Raw genomic sequence first — 826 nt, 5'->3', positions numbered from 1 at the left:
TCATGGTCATCTATAATTTATTGCTATTTTTCTCTATCAGGGAAATGAGCTATTTCTACTATGTTCTTTTCGTTTTCAGTTACTTGCTCTTTCAAATAAGCCTAAAGGGTTATGGCTTTGCCTATCTATGGCCAGAGGCTCTAGAATGGAATAGCTACGCGATATCCGTTTTTATCGGCGGTTGTAATATTACCGTTTTAGTGCTGATTATTGAGTTTTTAAAGCTCAAAGAAACCAACCCAAAAGCTTATCGCATTGCACAAGCTTTAGCAGTCGTGTCCAGCATCTCATTTGTGCTGACCTTTATCATTTCATATAGCATTACGATACGTCTAAACAGCGCTCTTGCTTTAATCAATTGCACCATGTCAATGCTACTCGGGTATATCGCTTTGTTCCGGGGACATTCTGATGCTCGCTACTACTGCCTCGCCTGGACCACAACTTTCTTGGGGATTGGTACATTAGGCGCGGTTAAATTCGGGCTCGTGACGGCCAATTTNTTTACCAATAATGCAGGGCAAATTGGTGTTCTATTTTTGGTATCCCTGCTTTCTCTTGCTCTAGCCAACCGAATAAACCGTGAAAAAGAAATGCGCATTCTCGCCCAGGAATCTGTACTTTCAAGTGAAAAGAGGCTACGAGAGTCGCAAGAGCAATTATTGGAAACACAAACCACTATCAATGCCCAGCTAGAGTCCAAAGTCCGTGAGCGGACTCAATCCATGCAACGAGCGCTCACCGAGCTTGAGCAAGCAAATAATCGCCTGGAGTTAGCCTCTACAACCGACTCCTTGACCACTCTATTCAATCGCCGGCACTTTGA

General features: G+C 43.4%; 1 protein-coding gene. It reads left to right on the top strand.

The window, feature by feature from the left end:
- Positions 1-826 (top strand): 7TM diverse intracellular signaling domain-containing protein (locus A3763_RS01845; RefSeq protein WP_304440771.1); only part of this gene is annotated, 826 nt, incomplete at both ends.

Source organism: Oleiphilus sp. HI0128, from assembly GCF_001635365.1.
This window is presented reverse-complemented; position numbering and strand designations above follow the sequence as displayed.